Here is a 21,175-nt window from a genome sequence, read left to right as displayed (position 1 = left end):
CCAGACTTAAATCCTATAGAAAAAATGTGGTCACGAGTAAAAATGATTCGCAATAAATTTAGAGTTAAAGATATTGATAAATTGTTTAAAGATTACTGTAATGATTTATTTAGTATTTAGCTATAGTGTAGTGATCTAAATAACAACAATGAGTTTTCGCGCATGCCTGCAACACAAATCGATATACGGATGCAATACAGCATAGAACAAGAACAACAGCTGATGAATGCTGTCTTTGACGCCTTACAACAGAGTTTTCAACTACCTTCATATGACCGCAATATGCGTTTGAAAGTGCATGCGCCACATCGGTTTCAGGTGTTTGATCATTTGACGCAGCCTGAGCGCTTTACACATATCACCATCGATTGCTTTGCGGGACGAACCGTAGCAACCAAGCGTAAGTTATATCAAATGTTGGTGCATAATTTGGTGGAATTTGGCATTCCAGCCGACCATATCATCATAACATTACGTGAAAGCCCTCTAGAAAATTGGGGGATACGAGGTGGTCAAGCCGCCTGTGATGTCGAGTTAGGTTTTCAGGTGGATGTTTAGTCTGTGCAAATACATGGAATGTTGCTTTCACATCGCCTAAACGAAAAAAGCCCCGACATCCTGTCGAGGCTTTTTCGGATTCATTCTAGCGGTATAACTCCTGTCCTACCGTTAAGCTTCCTGCTCATTGTCTTATCATTGTTGTTTTATGTTCAGTGACATCCTGTCGCTGTATGACCTTAATTTAAAAGTAATCCAATAACGTGAATAGTGTCTATTATCCGCATCTAATGTAAGCCAAAACGTACAACACTTAAATTTTCATTCTGACCGTTTCTTCAAGGCATTGCATAGTAACTAGGCTCTCGATCGTTAGATCTATGTATCCATATTGATCTAAACCGCTTTTAAAACAGCAGGAAGCTGGTTTTGATGTGATTATAATCTTCATCAGCGGTGTTACATATTTTTGCGATTAATTGGTTGAATGGTGAACTAATTTATCAGACATTAAAAATTCATAATGAAAAATAAACAGGGAATAAGATCGATGCTAAGAACACTTACACAACAACGGACGACATCAAAACTTCAGCTCGCATTAGGCTGCGTCATTGCGCTTAGTGCTTCAGCAAGTTGGGCAGCATCTCCACAAGAGATTAAGAAAATTGCAGAAAGTCAAAAGCAAAGTTATTTAGAAACCTTGAAAACCTTGGTCAATATTGAATCTGGCAGTAAAGATATTGAGGGTTTGAATCAAATTGCCAAGGTGGTCGCAGAGCAATTAAAAGCCACAGGGGCTGAGGTGAACGTGATTCAGCCCAAAGACATCATGAAACTCGATGGTGCGCCAGATCAGACAGGGCCGATTGTAAAAGCGGTACTAAAAGGCAAAGGTCAAACGAACATTATGTTGTTGGCGCATAACGATACGGTGTATCAAAAGGGCCAATTACAAGGTCAACCGTTTCGCATAGACGTTAATAAAGCCTATGGCTTGGGTATTTTGGATGACAAGCAAGGTGTTGCTGCAGTGATTCATGTTTTGGATATGCTGAAACAGCTGAAGTACCAAGATTACGGCACCATTACGGTATTAATTAATTCAGATGAAGAAATCAGTTCACCCGGCTCGCGCCAATTGATTATGGATACGGCTCAAAATCAGGATGTTGTCCTCTCCTTTGAAACCGGTGGTTTAGAGGGAAGCTTGATGTTAGCCACCAGTGGGATTGGTGCGGCTTATTTAGATATTAAGGGGCGGGGTTCGCATGCGGGGGTAAAACCTGAAGCAGGGGTCAATGCCTTGACAGAACTGGCTTTTCAGATTCAACAACTGGAAAATCTATCCAATTCGAAAACGGGTTTAAAGCTGAATTGGACTGTTGCGACGGCTGGAAAAACCCGAAATGTGATTCCTGACCATGCGACAGCACAGGCAGATGCTCGTTCTTTAAAACCACAAGATTTTGCTGAGTTGGAAAAAACCTTGAAGCAAAAAGTCAAAACCAAAAAATTGGCGGAAAGTCAGGTCGAAGTTAAATTTGAAGTGCGTCGTCCACCTTTAGAAGCCAGTCCACAAGCCAAAAAATTAGCCGCAACAGCCCAGCAGATTTACACAAACGAATTAAAGCTGCCGATGAAAGTTGAAACGACCGCTTGGGGTGGTGGTACCGATGCCGCTTTTGCTGGGGTTAGTTCGAAAGCCGCGATCATTGAAGGAATCGGCATGTCTGGAGATGGATTACATTCAGATAAAGCAGAATATATTTTGACGGATTCTATCGTACCGCGTTTGTACTTGGTGACGCGTTTAATTGTGGAAAGTTCTAAAAAGTAATCGCATCCGATTGGGTGAGATCCATTGAGCCATGGCCCTGAGTTTGGTTGTGGCTCATGTTAGAGCTATTCTTATGTAGCATTTGAAATGAAAAAAGCCCCGACATCCTGTCGAGGCTTTTTTCAGATTCATTCTAGCGGTATAACTCCTGTCCTACCGTAAGCTTCCTGCTTAGTCTTATCATTGTTGTTTTATGTTCAGTGACATCCTGTCTCTGTATGTTTTAACTTTATCGTGGATGATGCATGGGGTATAGCTGCCATCTGCCGAAAATAATGTAAGCCTGAACCTACAAAAGGCGGCATCTATCACGCGAACGGCAAGAATTAAGCACTCACATATTGCAGTAATTTTTTGAAAATCGCTTTAACCGCTTTGTTGTCAAATTCATTCGGTTCAAATTTATCTGCTTGATTACGCGTGAAAATGTCACGAATTTCAACCACAGCATTACTGTCAATTAAGCCCAATTGGGTTGCCACTTGGCGAATTTGATCAATTGAACGTGAACCATTGGTGCCACCATAGCTAACGTATGCCGCAGGTTTTCCTCCCCATTCTTTACCGAGGTAATCCAATGCATTTTTGAGCGCAGGGCTGTAGCCGTGGTTATATTCAGGGCTAATGAAAATAAATGCGTCGCCTTGTGCGATTTTATCTGCCCATGCTTGTTGTTTGGGTTGGTCATAAATCCCGGTTAATGGTGGATGTGCGCCTGCAAAAAATAGGCAGATCCCATTCTTTTAAATCGACAATTTCAGTTTCTACGGTACTGTAGTCATAGCTTTCGATTTCTGAAAGTAGCCAGTTTGCAATCTTAATTGCCGTACGGCCTTCGCGGACACTGCCGACAATAATATGAAGTTTCATCGTATTTCCCGTCTTGTTTTAAAGTCTTGCATTAAATTAATATGAAAACGGTCCGTTACATATACAGAAAATGTATCGAGTCGATTGATAGTTATAAAAATAGTGATAAAAAAAAGCTCCCGAAGGAGCTTTTTATTTGCTGAAACTTAGATCAGTTTCACGCCTTGTTGACCGGCAGGGGTCACTTTGAAAATTTCAACTTCAAAGGTGATATTTTTACCGGCTAGAGGGTGGTTGAAATCCACTTCGGTAATGTCTTCACCTACAGTTTTGATCACCCCATACAGACTTTGTTTGGCTTTATCTTCAAACTCAATCATATGGCCTTCAACAGGACGTTGCTCAAATTTGACAGTATCAAATTTTTGTACGTTTTCCGGGTTCCATGGACCAAAAGCATCTTCAGGAGGAAGGCTCACAGTACGGCGGTCACCTGCACGTAAACCGAATAAAGCTTTCTCAAAACCCGGTAATAAGCTGCCATCACCCATGACAAGGCTGACAGGTTCAGCACGGCTACGGGTATTGTCAATTTCTACGCCATTTTCAATAGCAACAGAAAAGTGAAGGTCTACTTTAGAACCTTCTTCAATACGAGTTTCCTCGTTAGGATTGATAAAATCAGTCATTTTGCGCTTCCGCACGTTGAATTCGGTGTTTTTCTAAGAAAAACGTATCGATAAGAAGCAGAATCGTGCCTAATGTAATGGCACTGTCTGCAATATTAAATGCAGGAAAGTGGCTGTTGTTGTAATACACGTGAATGAAATCCACCACATAACCTAAAGATACGCGGTCAATTAAGTTACCTATTGCGCCGCCTAAAATCAGGGCAATGGCAATTGGAAGGACTTTCACGTTTTTTGGCATACGCATGAGCCAAAATACAAAAATGACAGACACAAGTCCTGCGAGTGAAGTAAAGAAATAACGTTGCCATCCACCGGCATCGGACAAGAAACTAAAGGCAGCGCCATAGTTATGTAGTAATGTCCAATTTAAAAAGGGCATGACAGGTACAGGATCTGCGTAGTTCAGATGTGTACTTGCAATCCATTTGGTCCATTGATCCAAAATAATGGCAACAATGGATAAGCCCACCCACACTAAATTGTGTGGGTAGAATTGAAAGAAGCCCTTTTTTTCTTGTGGATTAGGCATATTTTCTCTCTTCGCCTTGACCTGTAGGAAGGTTAATAATACAACGAGAACAAAGACCTGGATGTTCGTGATGTGTATTCACATCTGGCAGTACATGCCAGCAGCGTGCACATTTTTCACCATCAGCAGCAGAGACTTTGACATTTAAACCGTCAAGGTCAGAGGCTTCACCTTGCGCTGCATCAAACGCATTGACAATCACTTGAGAAGTGATGAGGACAAAACGCAGTTCTTCACCGAATTTGTCTAAAACAGCTTTCAGCTCAGCATTGGCCCAAAGTTCAACTTTGGCAGACAAGTTTGAACCCACAGTTTTTGCAGTACGTGCAGCTTCAATAAACTTGTTCACCGCAGATTTAACGGTGATCAAGGTTTGCCATTCAGCTTCAGTCACCAGATTCGCTGTAGAAGCTACAGGAATGTCATACCACTCCGCAGTAAATACATATTTCTCAGACTGCTCTGGAATCAGTGGCCAAGCTTCTTGTGCGGTGAAACTCAAGATTGGAGACATCCAGCGGACAAAGGCTTGAACCAAGTGATACAACGCAGTTTGTGCAGAATGACGCGCTGCAGAGTCTGCTTTGGTGGTGTATTGACGGTCTTTGATGATGTCGAGGTAGAAACCACCCAAGTCATTAATACAGAAGTTGGTCAATGCGCTGGTCACGATATGGAAGTTCATATCTTCATAGGCTTGCTGAATGGTTTTTTGCACTTCCGCAGCACGTTGCAAGATGTATTGATCCAGTGCGATCAATTGATCGACAGGCAAAGCATCAGTCGATGGTTTGAAGCCATTCAAGTTCGCCAACAAGAAACGCAACGTATTACGGATACGGCGGTAACCATCTGATGCACGGCTAAAGATTTCTTTACCTGCAGTCATTTCATAACGGTAGTCTGCAGACGCAATCCAGAAACGTAGGCCATCTGCACCCATGTCTTTAATGATGTCTTGTGGGGTAATAATGTTACCCAACGATTTCGACATTTTGCGACCTTTTTCGTCCACAACGAAGCCGTGAGTCAATAAGCCTTTGTACGGTGCGCGGTTATTAATCGCCATAGATGTTAACAATGAAGATTGGAACCAGCCACGATGTTGGTCAGAACCTTCAAGGTACAAGTCAGCAGGGTCTTGCAATTCTTCACGTTCACGAAGTACTGCAAAGTGTGTTGTTCCAGAGTCGAACCATACGTCTAAAGTGTCACGTACAGCATTGTACTGCTCTGCATCTGCACCGATAAACTCAGACGCATCACGGTTATACCAACCATCAATACCTTCTTGTTCAATCAGCTTCGCGACTTCTTCGATTAGCTCAGGGGTACGCGGGTGAAGTTCGTTGGTATCTTTATGCACGAAGAATGGAATTGGCACGCCCCATGTACGTTGACGTGAGATACACCAATCTGGACGACCTTCAATCATCGATTGGATACGGTTTTTACCCCAATCCGGTACGAAGCTAATGTCATTTTCAATCGCGTTCAATGCACCTTGGCGTAAACCTTTTGCATCCATGCTGATGAACCATTGCGGTGTTGCACGGAAGATAATCGGTGTTTTATGGCGCCAGCAATGTGGGTAGCTATGTTTGATCACCACATGTGCCCAAAGTTTGCCTGCTTCGGTTAAAGCAGCAATGATTTTTGGATTGGCTTTGTAGATGTGTTCGCCTGCAAAAATTGGCGCAGTCGGTAAATATACACCGTTGCCGCCAACTGGATTGTCGACTTTCAGGTTGTACTGTAAGCCAACTTTATAGTCGTCCACACCATGGCCTGGCGCGGTATGCACAGCACCTGTACCACTGCCGTCTGTGACATGCTCACCCAAAATCACTGGCACTTGGCGTTCAGCAATTAACGGATGTTGTAGTACTAGATTTTCAAGTTTTGCACCAGCAAATTCAGCAATCACTTCTACTGCGTTAAAACCATAACGCTGAGTTGCAGATTCAACTAATGATTTTGCAAGGATGAAGTTTTGCGCTGCTTTGTCTTCGCCAGTTGCTTTCACCAATTGGTATTCAAGCTCAGCGTGTAGAGCAACCGCTTGGTTGGCAGGCATGGTCCAAGGCGTAGTTGTCCAGATCACGATATCTGTAGAATCGCTAACTGTAACACCTAGGCGTGCAGATAAATCAGCTAAATCAACAACGCTAAAACCAACGTCAATCGCATCTGATTTTTTGTCTTCGTATTCCACTTCAGCTTCAGCTAAGGCAGAACCACAGTCCAAACACCAGTTCACAGGTTTAAGACCCGGCTCAATATGGCCTGCTTTGGCAATTTCACCGAGCGAACGAACGATGTCGGCTTCTTGTTTGAAGTTCATGGTGAGGTAAGGGTTGTCCCAATCACCAAACACACCCATACGCACGAAGTCTTTTTTCTGTAATTCAACTTGGGTGTAGGCATATTCACGGCAGGCTTTACGGAAAGTTGAGGCATCTACTTTCACGCCGACTTTACCGACTTTTTCTTCAACTTTCAGTTCGATTGGAAGACCGTGACAGTCCCAACCTGGTACATACGGTGCGTCAAAACCGTCCATTACACGGCTTTTGATGATGATGTCTTTCAGGACTTTATTCACCGCATGGCCTAAGTGAATTTGGCCATTTGCGTATGGAGGGCCGTCATGAAGCACATATTTTTTCTTGCCAATACGCGATGCACGAATCTGCTGATAAATGTTGTCGGCATACCACTCTTCTAACCATTTCGCTTCACGTACTGCGAGATTTGCTTTCATCGCAAATTCAGTACCTGGGAGGTTTAGCGTGGCTTTATAATCCACTGCATTTTCAGGAGTTTGCTTATCGCTCATGCAAGTTGTCTTCCAAATTTATCAGCCCGTTGACTGACGCGTTTTACAATAAATAATCGGGGTTTAAAAGGGGAAATGAGGGTGCTGACCTCGAAACTCAAGGAGCTTTTCGACGTCGTCATCAATTCCGGCTTTCAGTGCTTCAAGCGAAGGGTAGTCCTTTTCGCCATGTAAAAAGTTCAAGAACGTCACCCGCATTAACAGGCCATACAGATTAGCAGAAACATCAGGAAAATGTACTTCTAATCGCCATTCAGGATGTTCCTGTTTAATTGCGGGACGCGTACCAACATGCCCTGCACCAAACAGAGCAGAGGGTGCATAACCTGCAACCCCTAATTTGTCAGCATTTTCGTTTTTTACTTTATCTGTTAAAGATTCGGTTTCACAAATGACATCGACTGCATAAATGCCATTTAAACAAGGTTTATGACGGTTTAAACGCACATTAATGGTAGGAAAATTAATGGTGCGACCGATTTGATCGCCATACTGCACACGACCGGTGATGCTATAAGGACGACCTAAAAGTTTTGCGGCATGGGCAAGGTCGCCTGCTTGTAATGTCTGACGAACCAGTGTCGAACTGACACGTTCGCCATCAACTTCGACATTTTGCAGGGCTGTGACTTGGAAGCCGTATTGGCGTAAAAATTCGCTATTGCCTTGGCGGTTTTTGCCAAAGTGATGATCTTCGCCCAAAACTAAACTTTGTGTATTGAGTTTATTTTTTAAAATATCGGCAAATTCTTCGGCGCTGAGATTACGAAAGGCATTGTCAAATTTCGCCACCACAATATAGTCGACGCCTAGTTCAGTTAAATATTCGACTTTTTCACGTAGTGAACTGATTCGAGGCGGTGCATCATAAGCTTTAAAGAATTCAAGCGGTTGTGGCTCAAAAATCATCACAGCTGTTTTTAAGTTTTGTTGCTGTGCTATGTCTTTGAGCTGGCTGACCATCGCTTGATGACCCAAATGTACACCATCAAAATTGCCAATGGTCACGGCAGTTTTGGGGAGTTCTAAGTGGGGCGCTAAAGCATTCAGACGGAGCAGCTTCATGGGCGAATCAATTGTTGAAAATGTTTGAGGGCTATATATTGCCATAATCTTCTGCGTTCGTCTTGTTGTTGTGTTTTTACTCAAGTTTTTTTATGCAGAGATGAATTTACTATCAATAAAATAAATTATAAAAATAAATATTAATCAATTTTTCTTGTTTAATGGTGTGCTTAAACTATAGACATTCCATTTTGATGAGCATCATGCGATGAAAATGCCATTTTATCAACTCCAGCATAAACAAGACTTGATTCGTCATTTCACCCCAAACTGGTTTACGGTGGTGATGGGCACAGGTGTGGTGGCCCTCATTTTACCATCTATACCGTTGGCGCCGCAGTGGATGTGGTCCTTCGGAGCAGCGCTGTGGCAGATCAGCATCGTGTTGTTCATATTGTTTAGTGGGATGTATCTCAGCCGATGGATATTGTACCCACAAGCAGATTTTCCAGCATCCAGTGATGAGTTTATTTCTTGGGGCGATCCCCATGGCACTGGCAACCCTGATCAATGGCGCATTGAAATTTGGCACCACGCTATACACAGAGTTTTTGGGCATGAGCATCATCACATGGGCTGAATATTTATGGTATGTCGATGTGTTGATGTCAATAGCGATTGCATGGTGTGTTCCATTTCTGATGTTTAGTCGTCAGCAACATGCGCTGCAAGGCATGACCGCAGTATGGTTATTGCCGATAGTGGCTTGCGAGGTGGTTGCCAGTTCAGGCGGTTTATTGTTGGCGCATTTACCTGCACAGGCCCATTCTGTCCATATTTTGCTGGGGAGTTATCTGCTTTGGGGGATCTCAGTATTTCCTGCATTTGCCATCTTAAGCATCTTGTTGCTGCGTCTGGCTTTACATCAATTGCCAAGTAAGGAAATGGCGATCAGCAGTTGGTTGGCCTTAGGACCGATTGGGACAGGGGCTTTAGCGCTGTTACTTTTGGGCGAGCAAGCCCCACGTATTTTGACAGCAGTAGACTTGGCAGATTTAGGACAGGTGTTGCTTCAAGGCGGCGTGTTCGCAGCCCTTGTTCTGCTCGGATTTGGTGTATGGTGGTTTGGAATCGATATACTCATCACGCTAAAACATTTACGAGATTTACCCTTTAATCTCGGGTGGTGGGCGATGACATTTCCATTCGGCGTTTTTAGTTTGGCGGTCATCAATTTGGCGGAACATACGCAATTAAATGCTATCCAACAGTGCGGCACCTTTTTTGCAGTTTTGCTCTGTACGCTTTGGTTATTGGTGATGCTGAAAACTATACAAGGGTTTTATCGTGGCAGCTTATTTTTTTCTCCGTGTTTAAAAGCGTATTGTGATGCTCAGAGCACATCTTAAATTATGTCGGGTGAATGTAAATCCGTTGAAGAAAAATATAGCGCGTTGGCTTTGACGGATTTCAGCAAACAAATATAGAGCTTCTGCAAGCGTGTGATGCAGTTACGTTATTTTGCTATCCAAGCAAAACATTCATGTATAAAATTTGCGCGTATTTTTAAGAGATCAACAGGTTTCGAGATATAAACTTGCTTGTAGTGTAGGTGCTAGAGTAAGGATTATGGATTAAAACAAAAAAGATAAAAATAAGGATCGAATTATGTGTAATCAAACCCGTTTTTGGGATGATGCCAAAGGATTATTAGAAGAATGGTACGTCGCTTGTACCTCTAAAGAACTCAAAAAAGATCAGCCTTTTTCAGCCACCCTGTATGGTAAAAAATTTGTTCTGTTCCGACAAAAAGATGGAACAGCCGCTGCATTGCTCGATCAATGTGTGCATCGTGGTGTGCCTTTGTCTAAGGGTAAAATGACCGATGGCTGCGTGACATGTCCATATCATGGTTGGTCGTATCAGGGCGATGGGCATGTGGCGCATATTCCTAGTGTCAATGGACAATTTTTTCCAGAAAAACCGCATCCCTTTAAACAGCGTAGTTTTGATGTATGTGAGCAAGATGGGGTGGTATGGATTTATCTCGGTGAAAAGCCCAAACAGGAACGCCCGGAAATATTTAAATTACCGTTTTATGATCAAGCCGGCTGGGTCAGCTATTACATGGTCGGCAGTTATGATGGCGAGATGGGCGCTGTTGCACAGAATATAATGGATGTAACCCATACCATATTTGTCCATGAAGGCTGGTTTCGTTCAGAGTCGGGAAAAGCCGTGGATGCCACCATAGATGTCGGGCCGCGCAAAGTAGTCGTTGACTATCATGACCATGATGCAGATGTCGGCATGATGCCATGGCTGACCAATCCGCATGGTGCTGAACAGGTCCACCGCGACAGTTTTATCGCGCCGAATATTACCTTGGTGGAATACCATTGGGGAGAGCCATCGGGCATGGTGTTTAATAGTCTGATTAGCCCTGTGGGGCCGTATGAGTCACGGGTTTATACCTGTGTCAGTTATAAATTTCCGATTCCAAAATTGTTGTCTAAGGCATTGATGCCGGCTGTGAATGCCTATACTTGGGTGGTCAACAAACAAGACATTAAAATTTTGTCAGCGCGAAGAGCTGGCATCGAGCATATGCCGATGACCCATTCGCATAGTGTGAGAGGGGATATGGCACATATTGCATTAGAGAAGATTTTAGATGCCTTGCGTCACGACCAACAATTGGCACCGTCTTTTATTGGCAAACGTCCGATGCAATTTCAAATTTGATAGCATTCAAATCTGTGTGAGGAATTTATTTTCTGAGCAATGTGATTTTTGAAGATGATTTTTTCTGCGCACGTGCAAATGTATGCTATATGAAGGTATCAATTTGAGGAGACCGCTATGCGTCAGCAAATCGCTTTAATTATGGCACTGCCGAGTGAATCTAAAGGCTTGTTTGAAGCCGCAGGCATTGAAGTACATTACAGTGGTATTGGTAAAGTCAATGCCGCATTTAAAGCCTTTGATGTGATTCAAAAAACCGGATGTCATACTTTGCTGAATTTGGGCACTGCGGGAAGTTCACATTTTGATGCACATGCTTTGGTTGAAGTAGCTCAATTTGTACAACGGGATATGGATGTATCGCCTTTGGGTTTTGATGTGGGGGTGACGCCGATGGATACCGATCATCCTGCTGAAATTCAGCAAGAGAGCATGTTTAGCCATTTGCCTAAAGGAATTTGTGGTACAGGCGACAGCTTTGAAACTGGGCTGCCGAAAGTACCGTGTAATCTTGTCGATATGGAAGGCTACGCAATCGCTAAAGTATGTAAAAAACTGGGTGTTCGCTTTGTATCGGTAAAATATATTACCGATGGTGCGAATGACACAGCGCATCTGGATTGGGAAGAAAATTTATTATTCGGCGCAAAGAAATTATTGAAATTATATCAAACAGTCAAATAAGGCATTTAGCTAATTCCGGTCGGCGACCATAGAATGCTATGGTCGTATGCCAATTCGACCCAATTCAATTTACTTTTCTGGGCGTGGAATTACACCGTAAAGCATCATATGAACGGTATGTTGAATAATCCGTTGTTGCATACTGCGATTACGTAAGGTTTTTCCAGTGACCATTTCCATTTGGGTTGCAAAGTCAGCATAGTTTTGCGTAATTGCCCAAATGTTCAGAATTAAAAGTTCTGGATCAATATCTTTTGAAATTTTACCTTGCTCTTGCCAGTTGCTGATGACTTTGGCTTTGCGTTTCACTAATTTTTTTAGTGGGCCTTTTAAAATTTCAAGAATGTGTGGTGCGCCCTGAATGACTTCAAGTGCGAACAAACGTGAGGCTTTCGGTTGGGTACGAGATACTTCAATTTTCTGCAATAGATAATTGGTGATCGCTTCTTCAGGCTCAAGGTCTGCTTCCAACATTTGTAGCGGAGCAAGCCACTTTTGTAGAACCGTTGTCAGAACTTCAACATAAAGCGCTTCTTTATTTTCATAATAATAGAAAATATTCGATTTATGCATTTCTGCAATCTGTGCGATCTCATCCAAGCTGGCGCCATTGAAGCCATACAGGGAAAAGACATCCAGTGCTGCATTAAGCAACTGGTGGCGTTTCTGGGTACTCTTTTTTTGTTCCATTAGCTCTTTTAAGAAAATGAAAAGGGAATATTGAATTGTACGGCAAATCAACAGATTTGTGCACAATCATCGTTTCTAATTTTATGAATTTTGGCAGTTTATTCTATTCAACGGTCAAATAAATACGACGAATGCCATAATATTTCAAATAATCATTTTAGGGTGAAATTTAAATAAATCATTATTTTTAGTCATGGATTTATATGATTTGTCGTAATTTTTGTGATGTATTTGTCAACAGGCGATAAATCTCCCCTCAATGCTAAACGTGGTTATGTTGCGATATTGCTCTAGAACAGGACAGGAAGTCACACAGTTTAAGTGATGATTTCCTGCACAAGTACAGCTTAAGTGGCCAAGACTGCTTGTAAGACTTGTTGTTCAAGTTCAGTAAATTCAATGCCTTTTTTTCGTGGACGGGCCAAATTGACACGAAATTCTTGGGCAATATGGCCTTTATCGAGCAAGATTATACGGTCTGCCAACTGCACGGCTTCACTTACATCATGCGTGACCAAAATCGCGGTAAAACCTTGCTCGGTCCAGAGTTTTTCAATCAAATTCTGCATATCTAAACGTGTTAAGGCATCGAGCGCACCCAGTGGTTCATCTAGCAGCAATATACGTGGTTTATGTGACAAAGCACGTGCCAGTGCAGTACGTTGTCGTTGCCCCCCTGACAGCTGTGTTGGCCAAAGCCCCGCTTTGTCTTTTAAACCGACTTTTTCGAGGAGTGCTGTGGCATTGGCGTGTTGGTCTTTGCTTAAACCAAGTTGTACATTTTTCTCAATGCTACGCCAAGGCAGTAGGCGAGGGTCTTGGAACATCACACGAATATCATCACTGGTGATGCCTTCACGTATATGACGTGCAGACTTAAATTTAATTTCGCCATAACTCGGTTTTTCTAAGTCGGCGATGAGGCGAAGCAGGGTACTTTTACCACAGCCACTACGACCGACAATCGCCAAGAATTCACCGGGTTGAATATGCAGGTCAAGGTCCTCAAGGACTTTAACATCGCCATAAAATTTGTGTAGTTGTTCGATCAGGATCTCTGCGCCCAACACCGCATGGGGGTTGATATCCTCGACAGAAGAACGCTGAGGTTGGGTTGAGTTGTCTGCATGACGGCTTATACTTAAATCGGTCATCATATGCTCCTTATTTTTGGTAACCCGAGTGCCAACGGAGTAAATATTTTTCTAAGGTAACAGCCAGTACATCGGCCAATTTACCGAGTAGGGCATACAATAAAATCCCGACCAAGACGATGTCGGTTTGTAGAAATTCGCGTGCGTTCATGGTCATATAACCGATGCCAGCTTGTGCAGAAATGGTTTCTGCAACAATCAACAAAACCCAAACGAGCCCGAGTGAAAAACGCAGACCAACCAAAATAGACGGCATCGCCCCCGGTAGAATGATTTCTTTATACAGTTGCCAGCCACTCAAACCGTAGCTTTTGCCCATTTCAATCAGTTGAGGGTCTACAGAACGAATACCATGATAGGTGTTGATATAAATGGGAAAGAATACGCCAATAGCGACTAAAAACAGCTTGGCCGATTCATCGATCCCAAACCATAAAATCACCAAGGGAATCAGGGCAAGAGCAGGAATGTTACGGATCATTTGCAGCGTGGTGTCGAGTAGCGTCGATGCTGTTTTGGATGAACCATTTAGCAGCCCTAAAAAAAGACCTAAACCACCGCCGACTAGAAGTCCCACCAAGGCCCGACCCGCACTGATTTGAACATGCTTCCACAGTTCACCACTGATCAGTAAGTTCCAAAAGGCCACCACCACCGCACTTGGCGCAGGCAAAATACGACTTTCTAATAGCCCTGTAACTGAGGCAATTTGCCAAACAATAATTAATGCAATAGGAAACAACCAAGGCAGCAAACGCTGCCCGAGTTGTGTTCCACGTGAAACCTTCGGTGCTTTGAAGGTTTCAACAGAAACAGTTTTGGACATTAGGCCGGCTCCTGAATCTTTTCAGCTTTTTTATTTTCATCTGGTGTGTAATTGTTCGCGACAATCTCACCAAATGGGCCGGTTAAGTTAGGTTGAACCAATTTCTGACGTGTTTCCAATGGCAGTAATGGGAACACTAATTCTGCAAAACGGATAGACTCTTCAAGGTGTGGGTAACCAGAGAAAATAAAGGTGCTAATCCCGAGATCGGCATATTCTTGGATACGTGCGGCGACAGTTTCAGGATCACCAACGAGTGCCGTACCTGCACCACCACGAACCAATCCAACACCTGCCCATAAGTTTGGAGATACTTCTAATTTGCTACGGTCGCCATTGTGCAGTTCAGCCATACGGCGTTGCCCTACAGAGTCCATGGTTTTGAACTTGGCTTGCGCGGCTGCAATGGTGGCATCGTCGACATATTGGATTAGTTCTTCAGCTGCTTTCCATGCCTCTTCATTGGTTTCGCGTACAATGACATGCAAACGAATGCCATAATTCAGTTCACGTCCTTTGGCTTTGGCTTTTTCACGCACCACTGCAATTTTTTCTTTTACCGCAGCAGGTGGCTCACCCCAAGTCAAATAGGTATCAACTTGATCCGTTGCGAGTTCAACAGCAGCTTCTGACGAACCGCCAAACCATAGTGGTGGATACGGTTTTTGTACAGGTGGATAGAGTAATTTGGCATCGTCCACACTCAGACGTTCGCCATGGAAGGTATAGCTTTCACCGGTATGTGAGCGGGTTAAAATTTCACGCCATATCGTGGTGTATTCAGCAGCTGTTTGGTAACGCGTTGCGTGATCTTCATAGACACCATCACCCTTGAGTTCTTGTTCATCACCGCCTGTGACTAAGTTCAGTAAGATACGGCCGCCAGATAAACGGTCAAAAGTTGCAGCCATACGTGCAGTTAGTGCAGGCGTTGTCACCCCCGGACGTAGCGCCACTAGAAATTTTAAATTTTTCGTGGCATCAATCAAGCTTGCAGCTGTAAGCCATGGATCTTCACATGAACGACCTGTCGGAATCAGAACGCCTTCATAGCCAAGATTATCCACCGCTACTGCAATTTGCTTCATGTAGGCGTGATCGACTTGGCGTGCACCTTTACTTGTTCCTAAGTAGCGACTGTCACCGTGGGTAGGGATAAACCAGAAAATTTTCATGTTCAGTTCCTTGTATTTTTGATGGCTCGGGTATCAATGTGATGAAGGTGTCCAAACTTGCTTTTGGACTTGAATGTTGTTTGGAATCAGTTGGACTTGTTTAAATAAGTCCGCAATATTTTGCTGTGCTTGAATGACCTCAGGTGTCAGCGGGCGCACAGGAGATGGTTTAGATCGGCGAGAAAAGGCTTGCGCAGCAATATTCTTTTGCAGCCCAGTGCTGTTTTGATAAATCTCTAAAGCCACATTTTGGTTCTTCACAATCCACTGATCGGAAGCATCTAGGGCCTTTAAAAATTTAGCTGGGGCATTAGGGTGCGCTTGAACGACTTTTGGATTTGCCACATAAAATGAATAGGTCTTTGGAAAATCACCAGATTGAATCAGCACTTTAGCCTGAGCATCCAACTCCGCTGCAGATAAAAACGGGTCCCAAATGGCCCATGCATCAATTGATTTTTTATCAAATGCGGCCCGTGCATCTGCTGGTGGAATCCAAATCGGTTGAATGTCATTCCAAGTCAAACCGGCTTTTTCTAAAGTTTTGGCTAATAACTCATGCGCACTCGAGCCTTTTTGTACAGCAACGCGTTTGCCACGTAATTCTTGAATGGTTTTGATTGAGCTATCCGCTGGAATCACGACAGCAAGCGACTGTTCAGGCACCACTTCATAGCCAATATAATTCAGGTCTTTATTGGCAGCTTGGGCAAAAATAGGCGGGGTGTTGCCGACATAGCCATAATCCACCGCACCGACCGCAAGGGCTTCTAACATTTGTGGGCCAGCAGGGAACTCCTTCCACTCAATGTGAGCACCGGGAAATTGTTGTTCAAAGAGCTTTTGTTCACGGGCAACCAACAAATTTAAGGCTGATTTTTGAAAACCAATAACCAAGGTTTTTACGGCTGTTTCAGTTGGTTTTTCACGATCCTGCTGTGCTGTTTCTTGTTTTTGGCACGCACTGAGTCCAAGGCCCAAAGTGGCTAAAGTCAGTATGGAAAATGTTCTTAGAATACGCATGGCATCGCCCTTATGCTGTAGTCGGCTTATTTGATAATGGCCGACTCAATATTTAATTTATTGGGAATTAATTTTTCGTTATAAAACGCATCAGCGACTTGCTGCTGCTCTTGCGCCACTTGTGTAGTAATCGGCGTCACTTGATTGCCTAAACGAGAAATTGATGTTTTAAGCACATCTAGACCTAAGCCGGTTTTGCCTTCGAGTAACTTGGCCGCTTCGTCTTGATTTTTTGAGACCCATTGCGTGGTCAAATTCAACTCATTCACCACAGCTTGCAGCACTTTTGGATTTTCCTGAGCAAATTTACGATCGGCCAAATAGAACTGGTAGTTCTTCACCAAGTTTTCGCCATTGGCAATGGTGCGAGCATTAAGTTGATGCTCAGCAGCAGAAAGGAACGGGTCCCAAATTACCCATGCATCAACGGCACCTTTTTCAAAAGCAGCACGTGCGTCGGCAGGTGGTAAATACACGACATTGATGTCGCTAAATTTAAGCTGATTGGCTTCCAACAGCTTGAGCAACAGGTAATGCACGTTTGAGCCTTTGTTTAAGGCCACACGTTTACCTTTTAAGTCCTGAATACTGTGAATAGCCGAATCTTTTTGCACAATTAACGCTTCAGCTTTTGGAACTGCAGGTTGGTTGGCAATGTAAACCAAATCGGTTTGAGCGGCTTGAGCAAAGATAGGCGGTGCTTCACCGACTTCACCAAATGACACGCTGCCCACATTGAGCCCTTCAAGCAGCTGTGGACCCGCAGGAAATTCCACCCATTTGATATTTACACCTTGGCTTTTTAAGGCTGTTTCTAAGGTTCCGCGTTCTTTTAAAATTGGCAATAAGCCATATTTTTGGAAGCCAATATTTAAGGTGACATTTTCATCAGCCTCTTTTTTGCCACAGCCCGACATCATCATGGCACCCACAACCGCTGTAGACAGTACAAGTGTTTTTGTCCAAAGTTTTACTTTGTGAGTACGCATGTGTTGCTCCTATAAAGGTCTAAATGTGCAGAACTGTTGATTTATGAACACATAAGCTAAAGAGTTTTCTTTTTCGAAAAAAATAAGAAAACTTAAATTTAAAATCAGGAAAAAAGATAAATAAAAATCAGCAAAACTTATGAAAAATTATGATTTTAGAAAAACATATAATGTGCAGATGTATTATTTTAAGTTGTTGAAATTATTTTATTTATTATGGTTATTTAAATGGCAGATATAGTTATTCTGTGGCTTGCAAAGTGATTTGAGGGGGATAGCCAAGGGATTAGGCATAACCTTATGCAAAATAATGCTATTCAGCGCATAAAAAAAGCCACTTTAAAGTGACTTTTTACAAACCAATGAGTTTCTTTGATAGTTATATAAGGCCTGACGGGCATTCGGTAAGTCATCGACACTGACTTGTTCAAAACCTTGTTCAAGGAACCAATGCGCTGTTCGTGTGGTCAAAATAAACAATTGTTCGATACCTAAATCTCGCGCTTTTTCTTCTAAATAATGCAAAATTTGGCTACCGCGATTTGATTTTCGATACCCCGGATGCACAGCCACACACGCGATTTCAGCAGAGCGTTTTTCATCCCCTGTGACAGGAATCGGGTACAACGCAGCACAGGCCAAAATCGTACCGTCACGTTCAATCACTGCAAATTGTCCAATTTCATTTTCTAAACGCTCGCGTGAGCGATAAACCAAGATACCTTCTTGTTCGAGAGGGCGTAAGAGATTGATTAAGCCACCAACATCTTGAATATCGGCAGTACGCACTTCTTCATAATGCGCATCGGTGATCATGGTGCCAGAACCGTCACGTGTGAACAATTCTTCGATCAATGCGCCATCATAGGCATATGAAATAAGATGAACACGGTGTACGCCTTGTAACGAGGCATCTTTAGCAACGCTTAAATGCAGGGCAATATCAGGATTAGAATCTTGATATTGCAAAATATGCTGATCAAGTTGATGAGGTGTAATTTCGCGTTGTAGCTGCCCATGTTCATTGTGCAAACCGTGTTGTTTGCCCAAGAAAATCAACTTATCCGCTTTTAAACTGATCGCGGTTTTGGTCGCAACTTCTTCAGCCAATAAATTAAACACTTCTCCTGTAGTGGAATAACCTGTCGGCCCAAGCACCACAATGTTTTGGCTCTCTAAATGACGTTGAATTGCGTCGATATCGACGGAACGAACTTCACCAGACAGTTGAAAATCGATACCATCACGAATGCCATACGGTTTTGCCGTGACTAAATTACCTGAGACCACATCAATACGCGCGCCGTACATCGGTGAGTTGGCTAAACCCATAGATAGGAGGGCTTCAATTTGCAGACGAATGGAGCCAACAGCATTCATCACAGCAGGTAAAGATTCGCGAGTGGTGATGCGACGATGATGATGAAACGGTGTCTGGATGCCGCTGCTTTGTAAATTATGATTGATTTGCGGACGGGCACCATGCACCAAAATTAGACGAATACCAAGCGAGTGTAATAAGGCAATATCGTGAATAATGTGTTGAAAATTTTCATGTTGCAGCGCTTCACCATCAAACATGATGACAAAGGTTTTGTTGCGATGCGCATTAATATAGGGTGCAGAATGACGGAACCAATGCACATACTGTAAGGTTGTGCTGGAAGATGGTTCAGTGATATTCGTTTGCATGCCTATGCCTGTTTATTCGCTCTGTTATGGATGATTCTAAACAAAAACAGATGACAGCGGAAAGCAAATATAAAAAAACACCTGAACAGTGTTCAGGTGTTGGGAAAGGGATTCAAGAGATCGCTGAATGATTAGCCATTCTTAATGCGAATGATGCGATCGGTACGATCATTGACTAGCACGTAGTCACCATTGATTTTGTACCATTGTTGATAACGACCGGTGTTCGGTAAGCGGCGCGCTTCACGGTCACTCACTTTGTAGCGGCTTGAATCGAAATAACGAGGAAAGCTTTGACCAACACGCCAATCGCGGCTTGGATTTACACGACGAAAGTCATTACGGTCGTAGCGATTATTGTCATAACGGTTGTTGTTATTCCAATTACTCGGACGGTGATCTTTGTCCCAACGGTTGTCTTGATGTTGGTATGACGGATGGTAACGGCGGTCATCTTGACGATGGTCTGGCGCAGCAATGGCTGCTGTTGTTGCCATCAAAGCCGATACTGAAAGAACTAAAGTCGATACGATTTTGTTCATGGGACACCTCTATACATTTCTAATCTGTTTTTCGATGATTCAAAATTAGCGAGAAAGTTCAGAGAAAGCGTGGGGGCAATATAGTTGAATTGTGAAATGTATGGAGGAAATTTGAAGGCGTGTAAATGATCTGAACGCTAGGCAGCATCAGCTTTTGCGGTTAAGCATTAAAAAAAACTCATAAAAAAAGCCCAGAGTTGATCTGGACTTTAAAAATATGGCGAAATTAAATTCAAAACGGCTTACATACCTAAAATTTTCAGAATACTGTTACTATCTGAGTTGACCAATATGTAGTCATTATTGATTTTATACCATTGCTGATTACGCGATGGTTTAGGTAAGTTATGGTCTTTATAATCGACTTTATAACCATTACCACGATAATGCTGTGGCATCACATAGCCCGTTTGCCATTTATGTTGTTGCAAACGTTTGACTCCACGTTGTTCACGCATACGGCGTCGATCTTCAAGATCGTCATCGTCCTGATAACCACGGAAATCACGATCTTTTTTCATTTGACCATATGCATTGCCGCGTGGGCCATCAAAGCCACGTTCATCGTTCTTGAAGTGAGGCGCTGCAGACGTGATGCTGCTTGCTATTAAAGCACTGAAAGAAATAGCCAAAATTGGCAAAATCTTTTTCATGTTCAACCCTCATGAGTAATTTATCTTCAATATCACTACTGTACGCATTAAATGCAGAGAAACTGTGAAGAAAGATGAATATTTCTTTAAATAAAACGAAGAGATTGCGGATATTATGCGATAAATTTCGCGCTGAGAACAATCTTTCCATCTTGGAAGAGATGGTCCGATAATGCGCGCTTTTTATCCTTGCAATTCAGCTTTGATTAAATTTGAGGTCTATTGTAAGCACGATCAAAACAGCCCATCAAGTCTTGACAGGCAAATGAGGGGAGAGATGAAAGACTGAAAATGTTGAGTAACTTCGGGTTTCAGTACCACTGCTCGTTTAGGCATTGGAGTGAATAAATTGCTTGAGCCACAGATTCAGCTTGCTCGGCATCGTCCATTGCAGAGATCAAATTTTCAGTCAGTTGTAAGTTTTCAATTGAACGAATGGTTTCAATTTTGCGTGTTTGATCAGCCATTTGGGTCTCCTTGCCGTCGGTCTATGTCATGGCCAGCAGTCTATGCTTTTATACTTAATTTGAAAAACCGAATATTATTATAAAAATAATTTAAAAATACGATCAATGGTAAATTGGGTAATGAAGCTGCCTATTGATCAAAGCTTGTTGAATTTCAAATGCTAATCTAAGAGTTTAAAAAAAAGGGCATCAAATGCACTGCTGTCCCACAATTTTTCACAAGAGGAAGCTCATTTGAGCTTCCTCTTGTTTTATGGGTATTTTATCGGGTGAAAATAAAGCTTTTAAAGTTCTTCTTTCAAACAAATTCACTTGAATTATT

The 21,175-nt window shown here is 42.8% G+C and carries 18 protein-coding genes and 2 pseudogenes; 5 read left to right on the top strand and 15 right to left on the bottom strand.

Going from position 1 to position 21,175, the window contains the following annotated elements:
• Window positions 1-162 precede the first annotated feature (162 nt).
• Window positions 163-558: a tautomerase family protein gene (locus FTT72_RS14665; protein ID WP_180147583.1), complete on the top strand. Its 396-nt coding sequence runs from the start codon at window positions 163-165 to the stop codon at window positions 556-558.
• Between the two features lie 490 nt (window positions 559-1,048).
• Window positions 1,049-2,338 (top strand): glutamate carboxypeptidase, encoded by a 1,290-nt coding sequence (locus FTT72_RS14660; protein WP_180178607.1) that lies wholly within the window; start codon window positions 1,049-1,051, stop codon window positions 2,336-2,338.
• A gap of 326 nt (window positions 2,339-2,664) precedes the next feature.
• Here FTT72_RS14660 and FTT72_RS14655 read toward each other — a convergent pair.
• From FTT72_RS14655 to ribF, 5 genes and pseudogenes are all read right to left on the bottom strand, one after another.
• Window positions 2,665-3,208: pseudogene (locus FTT72_RS14655) on the bottom strand (NADPH-dependent FMN reductase).
• Window positions 3,209-3,354: 146 nt separating this feature from the next.
• Window positions 3,355-3,837 carry a peptidylprolyl isomerase gene (locus FTT72_RS14650; protein ID WP_078190656.1) on the bottom strand — a complete coding sequence of 161 codons (483 nt, stop codon included), beginning with the start codon at window positions 3,835-3,837 and terminating at the stop codon, window positions 3,355-3,357.
• A complete protein-coding gene (gene lspA / locus FTT72_RS14645) occupies window positions 3,830-4,369 on the bottom strand; it encodes a signal peptidase II (protein WP_078190655.1) in 540 nt (179 codons plus the stop codon). Before lspA ends, FTT72_RS14650 begins: the two co-directional genes overlap by 8 nt.
• A complete protein-coding gene (gene ileS / locus FTT72_RS14640; protein ID WP_180178606.1) occupies window positions 4,362-7,208 on the bottom strand; it encodes an isoleucine--tRNA ligase in 2,847 nt (948 codons plus the stop codon). Before ileS ends, lspA begins: the two co-directional genes overlap by 8 nt.
• A 63-nt stretch (window positions 7,209-7,271) precedes the next feature.
• A complete protein-coding gene (gene ribF, locus FTT72_RS14635; RefSeq protein ID WP_168379800.1) occupies window positions 7,272-8,273 on the bottom strand; it encodes a riboflavin biosynthesis protein RibF in 1,002 nt (333 codons plus the stop codon).
• 208 nt (window positions 8,274-8,481) lie between these two features.
• Between ribF and FTT72_RS14630 the strand changes: the two are divergent.
• The 3 genes and pseudogenes from FTT72_RS14630 to FTT72_RS14620 all read left to right on the top strand — a co-directional run bounded on the left by FTT72_RS14630 (window position 8,482) and on the right by FTT72_RS14620 (window position 11,642).
• Window positions 8,482-9,622: pseudogene (locus FTT72_RS14630) on the top strand (TDT family transporter).
• 259 nt (window positions 9,623-9,881) lie between these two features.
• Entirely contained in the window at window positions 9,882-10,958 is a 1,077-nt protein-coding gene (locus tag FTT72_RS14625; RefSeq protein WP_180178605.1) for an aromatic ring-hydroxylating dioxygenase subunit alpha, read from the top strand.
• A 117-nt stretch (window positions 10,959-11,075) separates the two neighbouring features.
• On the top strand, window positions 11,076-11,642 hold the full coding sequence (locus FTT72_RS14620; RefSeq protein WP_180174087.1) for a 5'-nucleosidase: 567 nt from the start codon (window positions 11,076-11,078) through the stop codon (window positions 11,640-11,642).
• A gap of 69 nt (window positions 11,643-11,711) precedes the next feature.
• Here the strand turns inward: FTT72_RS14620 and FTT72_RS14615 are convergent, their stop codons facing one another.
• The 10 genes from FTT72_RS14615 to FTT72_RS14570 form a co-directional block, all read right to left on the bottom strand.
• Entirely contained in the window at window positions 11,712-12,332 is a 621-nt protein-coding gene (locus tag FTT72_RS14615) for a TetR/AcrR family transcriptional regulator (RefSeq protein ID WP_078190649.1), read from the bottom strand.
• 347 nt (window positions 12,333-12,679) lie between these two features.
• Window positions 12,680-13,486, bottom strand: a complete 807-nt coding sequence (locus tag FTT72_RS14610) for an ABC transporter ATP-binding protein (RefSeq protein ID WP_180178604.1) — start codon at window positions 13,484-13,486, stop codon at window positions 12,680-12,682.
• Window positions 13,487-13,496: 10 nt separating this feature from the next.
• On the bottom strand, window positions 13,497-14,312 hold the full coding sequence (gene ssuC, locus FTT72_RS14605) for an aliphatic sulfonate ABC transporter permease SsuC (RefSeq protein WP_180084476.1): 816 nt from the start codon (window positions 14,310-14,312) through the stop codon (window positions 13,497-13,499).
• Window positions 14,312-15,487 carry an FMNH2-dependent alkanesulfonate monooxygenase gene (gene ssuD, locus FTT72_RS14600; RefSeq protein ID WP_168379803.1) on the bottom strand — a complete coding sequence of 392 codons (1,176 nt, stop codon included), beginning with the start codon at window positions 15,485-15,487 and terminating at the stop codon, window positions 14,312-14,314. Before ssuD ends, ssuC begins: the two co-directional genes overlap by 1 nt.
• Window positions 15,488-15,520: 33 nt before the next feature.
• A complete protein-coding gene (locus FTT72_RS14595) occupies window positions 15,521-16,510 on the bottom strand; it encodes an aliphatic sulfonate ABC transporter substrate-binding protein (RefSeq protein WP_180073334.1) in 990 nt (329 codons plus the stop codon).
• 26 nt (window positions 16,511-16,536) lie between these two features.
• Window positions 16,537-17,499, bottom strand: coding sequence for a sulfonate ABC transporter substrate-binding protein (locus tag FTT72_RS14590; protein ID WP_168379805.1), 963 nt, complete (start codon window positions 17,497-17,499; stop codon window positions 16,537-16,539).
• A gap of 339 nt (window positions 17,500-17,838) precedes the next feature.
• On the bottom strand, window positions 17,839-19,191 hold the full coding sequence (gene argA, locus FTT72_RS14585; protein ID WP_180178603.1) for an amino-acid N-acetyltransferase: 1,353 nt from the start codon (window positions 19,189-19,191) through the stop codon (window positions 17,839-17,841).
• Window positions 19,192-19,322: 131 nt separating this feature from the next.
• Window positions 19,323-19,733: an RcnB family protein gene (locus FTT72_RS14580; protein ID WP_111885092.1), complete on the bottom strand. Its 411-nt coding sequence runs from the start codon at window positions 19,731-19,733 to the stop codon at window positions 19,323-19,325.
• A gap of 242 nt (window positions 19,734-19,975) precedes the next feature.
• Entirely contained in the window at window positions 19,976-20,386 is a 411-nt protein-coding gene (locus FTT72_RS14575; RefSeq protein WP_078193274.1) for an RcnB family protein, read from the bottom strand.
• A 311-nt stretch (window positions 20,387-20,697) separates the two neighbouring features.
• Entirely contained in the window at window positions 20,698-20,853 is a 156-nt protein-coding gene (locus FTT72_RS14570) for a hypothetical protein (protein ID WP_168379727.1), read from the bottom strand.
• Between the last annotated feature and the right edge of the window lie 322 nt (window positions 20,854-21,175).

This window comes from Acinetobacter sp. YH01005 (genome assembly GCF_013420465.1).
Taxonomy (GTDB): domain Bacteria; phylum Pseudomonadota; class Gammaproteobacteria; order Pseudomonadales; family Moraxellaceae; genus Acinetobacter; species Acinetobacter amyesii.
Note: the sequence above shows the minus strand (reverse complement) of the source record. Positions and strands in the feature narration are given on the sequence as shown.

What these genes read in the sequence shown, in the direction of transcription:
- argA (WP_180178603.1), bottom strand. Translation starts at nt 19,191, where the DNA reads ATGCAAACGAATATCACTGAACCATCTTCCAGCACAACCTTACAGTAT.
- FTT72_RS14660 (WP_180178607.1), top strand. Translation starts at nt 1,049, where the DNA reads ATGCTAAGAACACTTACACAACAACGGACGACATCAAAACTTCAGCTC.
- FTT72_RS14665 (WP_180147583.1), top strand. Translation starts at nt 163, where the DNA reads ATGCCTGCAACACAAATCGATATACGGATGCAATACAGCATAGAACAA.
- FTT72_RS14610 (WP_180178604.1), bottom strand. Translation starts at nt 13,486, where the DNA reads ATGACCGATTTAAGTATAAGCCGTCATGCAGACAACTCAACCCAACCT.
- ssuD (WP_168379803.1), bottom strand. Translation starts at nt 15,487, where the DNA reads ATGAAAATTTTCTGGTTTATCCCTACCCACGGTGACAGTCGCTACTTA.
- ileS (WP_180178606.1), bottom strand. Translation starts at nt 7,208, where the DNA reads ATGAGCGATAAGCAAACTCCTGAAAATGCAGTGGATTATAAAGCCACG.
- FTT72_RS14570 (WP_168379727.1), bottom strand. Translation starts at nt 20,853, where the DNA reads ATGGCTGATCAAACACGCAAAATTGAAACCATTCGTTCAATTGAAAAC.
- FTT72_RS14575 (WP_078193274.1), bottom strand. Translation starts at nt 20,386, where the DNA reads ATGAAAAAGATTTTGCCAATTTTGGCTATTTCTTTCAGTGCTTTAATA.
- FTT72_RS14615 (WP_078190649.1), bottom strand. Translation starts at nt 12,332, where the DNA reads ATGGAACAAAAAAAGAGTACCCAGAAACGCCACCAGTTGCTTAATGCA.
- FTT72_RS14650 (WP_078190656.1), bottom strand. Translation starts at nt 3,837, where the DNA reads ATGACTGATTTTATCAATCCTAACGAGGAAACTCGTATTGAAGAAGGT.
- FTT72_RS14595 (WP_180073334.1), bottom strand. Translation starts at nt 16,510, where the DNA reads ATGCGTATTCTAAGAACATTTTCCATACTGACTTTAGCCACTTTGGGC.
- FTT72_RS14625 (WP_180178605.1), top strand. Translation starts at nt 9,882, where the DNA reads ATGTGTAATCAAACCCGTTTTTGGGATGATGCCAAAGGATTATTAGAA.
- ribF (WP_168379800.1), bottom strand. Translation starts at nt 8,273, where the DNA reads ATGAAGCTGCTCCGTCTGAATGCTTTAGCGCCCCACTTAGAACTCCCC.
- FTT72_RS14580 (WP_111885092.1), bottom strand. Translation starts at nt 19,733, where the DNA reads ATGAACAAAATCGTATCGACTTTAGTTCTTTCAGTATCGGCTTTGATG.
- FTT72_RS14620 (WP_180174087.1), top strand. Translation starts at nt 11,076, where the DNA reads ATGCGTCAGCAAATCGCTTTAATTATGGCACTGCCGAGTGAATCTAAA.
- lspA (WP_078190655.1), bottom strand. Translation starts at nt 4,369, where the DNA reads ATGCCTAATCCACAAGAAAAAAAGGGCTTCTTTCAATTCTACCCACAC.
- ssuC (WP_180084476.1), bottom strand. Translation starts at nt 14,312, where the DNA reads ATGTCCAAAACTGTTTCTGTTGAAACCTTCAAAGCACCGAAGGTTTCA.
- FTT72_RS14590 (WP_168379805.1), bottom strand. Translation starts at nt 17,499, where the DNA reads ATGCGTACTCACAAAGTAAAACTTTGGACAAAAACACTTGTACTGTCT.